This is a genomic window from Pseudidiomarina sp. WS423 (assembly GCF_050750165.1).
In the GTDB taxonomy this organism is placed as follows: Bacteria; Pseudomonadota; Gammaproteobacteria; order Enterobacterales; family Alteromonadaceae; genus Pseudidiomarina; species Pseudidiomarina fusca.
The window spans coordinates 1-5264 of the sequence record NZ_JBOJLN010000030.1 but is presented as its reverse complement, the minus strand read 5'-3'; the positions used below and the strand labels follow the sequence as shown (position 1 = coordinate 5264).

Sequence of the window (5264 nt, the reverse complement as noted above, 5' to 3'; positions counted from 1 at the left end):
CGCGTTGCGGTAAGCTCGCTTTGCCATATCACTCTCCTGTTATGATGAGTGCACAGCTTATCGCGCGATCTTAAGTGGGAATAGGACGTCCTAAAATGGACGCTTACGGGTGTTAGTCAAGTTCACCATAATATAGTCATTTTTTAATGCTTCAGTTGCGGTTTACCTGGATTCGCCTATAATAATTTACTGCACCAACCGGTCGGTATTTTTGTGGCTACGGCGGCTTCGATCCGGCCTCGGCACGGGAACTTATCCTTGAATAAAAAATCTCAACTGACTAACAGTCAAATCATTCAGGCCGCACTCAGTGTTGCCGCTGAAAAAGGCGCCGGTAAAGTGACGCTGGATGCGGTTGCCAAAGCCGCTGGTGTCAGTAAAGGTGGTTTGATTTATCACTTCCCCAGTAAAGAAGCGTTAATCAGCGCCATGGTGCAGCATTTGTTAGATGAGGCAGAGTGCCAGCGGACGCAACAAGAGCGCACGGAAAGTTCGACCTTGGCAGCGGTATTGCAAACCCGCGCCCACTTTACCCGGCAGATTGCCGGTAATACCGCGATGGCGATTCTGGCCGCGGCCGCAGAGCAGCCAGCTTTGTTACAGCCGGTGCAGCAACACAATAAGTATGTGCTGCAGCAAATTCAGGCTGAACATGGCAATGCATTGCAGGCAACCTTGCTGTTACTGGCCTGTGAAGCCCTGATTTATCATGATTTATTGAATTTATCCCCTTTTACCGCAGCAGAGCGCAGCGCGCTGGAACAACAATTAGTGCAACAGGCACGGGAGCTACAAGTATGAAGATGGCAATTAAATCACCCTGGTGGGTTGTGAGTATCGTTATTGGTTTAAGCGCCTGCTCAGACGCGACACCACCTGCCACTGTGATAGTACCGACAGTAAAGCTCTATACCATTAATGGCGAAGAGCAAGCCAATAGCCGGCATTTTGTCGGGCGTATTGATGCGGTGAGTACAGTGGATCTGGCGTTTCAGGTCGGTGGCCGGGTAACCGAATTACCGGTGCAGCAGGGGCAGGTCGTACCTGCCGGAGAACTGCTGGCCGCCTTGGACCCGGCAGACTACCAATTAGCCGTGGACCAGGCGGAAGTGCAGCTGGCGCAGGCCAGTCGAGATCTGGAACGTGGCAAGCCGTTGCGTGAACAGGGAATTTTAACCCCGTCTGCCTTTGATCAGCTGCAAACCAATTTTGAAATTGCCCGGGTTGCGTTGGAAAATGCCCGCCTTAATCTGGACTACACCCAACTTAAAGCGCCCTTTGATGCGCTGGTTACCCGCCGGCTGGTCGAGCGTTTTGCCACTGTTGCTGCCGGTACGCCATTGTTACGGGTGCAAAATATTTCCGAATTGCGTGTACATATTAACGTGCCGGAACAGATTATGCGCCAGGTCAGGGATACCAGTGACTATCTGGTTTCAGTGCGGTTATCAGAAGCTGCCAGCGAACGCTATCCTCTGGCTTACCGTGAACATGCCACTGAAGTTGATCCCTTAACTCAGACTTATCAGGTCTCGTTTGCGATGCCACGTTTGCCGGATGTCAATTTATTGCCCGGTATGACGGTTAATGTGGTGACCGAAAAGGTCGCGACTGACAGTACTGTTCTTATTCCCGTCTCGGCACTGGATACCGCGACACCGGAACAATTTTATGTCTGGCGCTATCTGCCTGATAGCCAAACCGTGCAGCGCATTGCCGTACAGGTTGGCACGGTGCGTGAGCAACAGATTGAAGTGCTCAGTGGCTTGAATCGTGGCGAGCAGGTGGTTTCGGCCGGGATTTATCAGTTACAGCCCGGGCAGCAGGTGCAGCCCTTTGTGGCCTACTAAGGAGCCTTCTGATGCGGATTGCCAGTTATGCAATTGAAAAGCAGGTTAATACCTGGCTGTTTATTATGCTGTGCTTTTTGGGCGGACTTTGGGCATTGGTCAGTATTGGCCGCTTAGAAGATCCGGCCTTTACGCTGAAAGAGGCGATTATTGTCACCTATTATCCGGGCGCAACGGCATTGGAAGTGGAAGAGGAAGTGACGGAATTGCTGGAATCCGCTATTCAGCAATTATCACAATTAAAGCGTATTACCTCCAAGTCGATGCCGGGTAAATCGGAAATCCGGGTGCAAATTCAGGATAAGTATGACGGCAGTCAGATGCCACAGATTTGGGATGAGCTCAGGCGTAAGGTTAATGATGCCAGTATTCGCCTGCCCACCGGCGTAATGAAGCCGATCGTCAATGATGATTTCGGTGATGTATTTGGTATTTTTTATGCCGTGACAACTGACGGTTTTTCCGATCGCGAAGTACGCGAGCTGGCTACTTTTTTACGCCGTGAGATGCTGACGGTGCCTGGGGTGGCAAAAGTCCAGACCGCCGGCGAACCGGAAGAGCAAATCAGCGTAGAAATTTCGCATGAGCGTTTGCTCGGGATTGGCCTGCCATTGCAATTGGTGGTCAACACCCTGCAAACCGAAAATGCAGTAGCACAAGCCGGCTCGGTGCAGGTGGGTGACAAAAGGATTCGCCTGAACAGCAAACCCGGCCTGGATTCAATTGAGGCAATTGAAAATTTACGGATTGGGAAACCGGGCTCAACCGAGCAACTAAGCATTTTTGATGTTGCAACAGTGCGCCGGGATGAAGTTGAAGTGCCATCGCAAATCATTCGCTTTAATGGCAAACCGGCCTTTACGCTGGCGATTTCCGGTCTGACCGATGCCAATATTGTCGATGTAGGTAAAGCGGTTGATCATCATCTGGCGAAACTGGCAGAGCGTATCCCGCTTGGCGTAACCCTGCATCCGATCTATCAGCAACATGTGGTGGTGGATAACGCCATTAACGACTTTATTGTTAACCTGATCTTGTCCGTGGTCATTGTTATTGCGGTGCTGTGTCTGACCATGGGGTGGCGGGTTGGTTTAGTCGTTGGCGGTACTTTGTTACTTACCGTCTTGGGTACCGTATTCTTTATGAAACTGGCCAATATCGAGATGGAGCGGATTTCGCTTGGCGCGCTGATTATTGCCATGGGCATGTTGGTTGATAACGCCATCGTGGTCGCAGAAACCATGCTGATTAATATGCAGCGTGGCCAGAGTTCACGGCAGGCGGCGGATGAAGCGGCCAGTCGTACCCAGATCCCGCTGTTAGGCGCGACCGTGATTGGCATTATGGCCTTTGCTGGTATTGGCCTGTCGCCGAATAGTACCGGTGAGTTCTTGTTTTCGCTGTTTGCCGTCATCGCGATTTCATTGCTGTTAAGTTGGGTGCTGGCGATTAGTGTCACCCCTTTGCTGGCGCATTATTTGTTTAAAGTCGATGCCAATAGTGCCGCTGCCGATCCCTATGCTGCCGGTTTTTATCAGCGTTATGTCAGGGTATTGCGCTTTGCCTTGCGCCAACGTGCGCTAACTCTGGGCGGTTTGGCGCTGCTAACGCTAATTAGTGTTATCGGTTTCGGGCAAGTAAAGCAGGCATTTTTCCCGGCGTCGAACACGCCAATTTTCTACTTGAATTACTTCTTGCCCCAGGGCTCAGATATTCGCGCTACCTCGCGTGATCTGGCAGAAATTGAAGCCTTTGTAATGGCGCAACCCGAAGTCGAATCAGTCAGTAGTTTCGTTGGCTCGGGTGCCAGTCGCTTTATGTTGACTTACGCACCGGAGCAGCCGAATGCCGCCTATGGCCAATTGATTATCCGTACCGCACACCGAGACCAGATCCCTCCGCTGATGCAGCGGCTGCGCACTGAACTGCCGCCGCGCTTACCGCAGGCTGAGATCTACACCCAGCAACTGATGTTTGGGCCGGGCAGTGGCGCTAAGCTGCAAGCCAGGGTATCTGGCCCGGATGAGCGCATCTTACGGCAGCTCGGCCAGCAAATTACTGAATTAATGCGTCAAGAGCCGGCTATCACCGATTTACGGCATAACTGGCGGCAACGCGAACTGGTGATCGTACCGGACTTTAACGAAAAGCGGGCGCGGATTGCCGGTATTAATCGCACTGATCTGGCGCAAACACTGGAGTTTGCCAGCACCGGTGTACGCAGTGGTGTCTACCGCGAACATGATAAGCAAATTCCCATCGTGGTGCGGCCGCCAGCATCCGAGCGCTTTGATATTGACCGGCTGCAGGATCGGATGATTTGGAGTGCTAACGATAATACCTATATTCCGATTACGCAGGTGATTAATGGGCTGCAAACCCAAACTGAAGAAACGATAATTCAGCGCCGCGACCGGTTAAGAACCCTTACCGTTGAAGCTGAACCGGCCTGGGGTTACACGGCCGATCAGGCCCTAAAATTGGTTCGCCCGAAAATTGAGGCGCTGCCATTACCCGCTGGTTATCAACTGAGTTGGGGCGGTGAATATGAAAGCTCCGCAGAAGCCCAGCAATCGCTGGCCGCGCAATTACCCTTAAGTTTTATCGTGATGCTGGTGATCAGTATTCTGTTGTTCTGTGCGCTGAAGCAACCGCTGGTGATTTGGTTAATAGTGCCGATGTCTATCTGTGGCGTGACCGCCGGTTTATTGGCAACGGGTCTACCCCTTGGTTTCACCGCATTGCTCGGTTTTCTCAGTTTATCAGGCATGCTGATGAAGAACGCCATCGTACTGGTAGACGAAATTGACCTGCAAATTCAGCAAAACAGCGATAAGGTTCAGGCGATAGTCCAGGCTAGCGTTAGCCGGATCCGGCCGGTATTACTGGCAGCCTTGACTACGATTCTGGGGATGTTGCCGCTGATTTGGGATGCGTTTTTTAACAGTATGGCCGTGACCATCATGGCGGGGCTGGCGTTTGCCACTATCCTGACGCTGGTGGCGGTACCGGTACTATATTCGCTGTTGTTCCGGATTAAAAGTAGCGGATAAGTAGTGGAATAGCAGGCCGGCACTGCCGGTCTGCTAAGGTTATTTGGCACAGCGGACACAAAGTTCGGCAAACGGAATTACGTTCAGTCTCGCCAGTTTAATGGCTTCGCCGCAGTGTGCACATTTATCGTAGTTACCTTGCTCCATTCTGGCGAGCGCCCGATTAATCTGCGCTAATTCCTGCCGGTCTTTTTGCTCAATCGCGCTGAGCACCTCATCATTTTCGCGTTCGGTTGCCTGTTCGGCAAAGTCAGCACTGCGACCTTGCGCAAAGTCGCGCTCAATGGCAGCGACCTGGCGCTCCAATTCTAATTTTCGGGCTAGCAGGCGACTTTTAAATTCCTGAAATGGCATTTGCGGC

General features: G+C 51.9%; 4 protein-coding genes. 3 read left to right on the top strand and 1 reads right to left on the bottom strand.

Annotation, left to right across the window (positions count from 1 at the left end; all coding sequences use genetic code 11):
• The first annotated feature begins 258 nt into the window (after positions 1–258).
• From ACQ661_RS12480 to ACQ661_RS12470, 3 genes are read left to right on the top strand one after another with little or no spacing between them, the layout of a single operon-like run.
• Positions 259–801, top strand: a complete 543-nt coding sequence (locus ACQ661_RS12480; protein WP_431668568.1) for a TetR/AcrR family transcriptional regulator — start codon at positions 259–261, stop codon at positions 799–801.
• Positions 798–1850, top strand: coding sequence for an efflux RND transporter periplasmic adaptor subunit (locus ACQ661_RS12475; protein WP_431668567.1), 1053 nt, complete (start codon positions 798–800; stop codon positions 1848–1850). Before ACQ661_RS12480 ends, ACQ661_RS12475 begins: the two co-directional genes overlap by 4 nt.
• A gap of 11 nt (positions 1851–1861) precedes the next feature.
• Positions 1862–4903, top strand: a complete 3042-nt coding sequence (locus ACQ661_RS12470) for an efflux RND transporter permease subunit (protein ID WP_431668566.1) — start codon at positions 1862–1864, stop codon at positions 4901–4903.
• Positions 4904–4942: 39 nt separating this feature from the next.
• Here ACQ661_RS12470 and ACQ661_RS12465 read toward each other — a convergent pair.
• A partial coding sequence (locus tag ACQ661_RS12465) for a TraR/DksA family transcriptional regulator (protein ID WP_431668565.1) occupies positions 4943–5264 on the bottom strand: 322 nt, incomplete at its 5' end.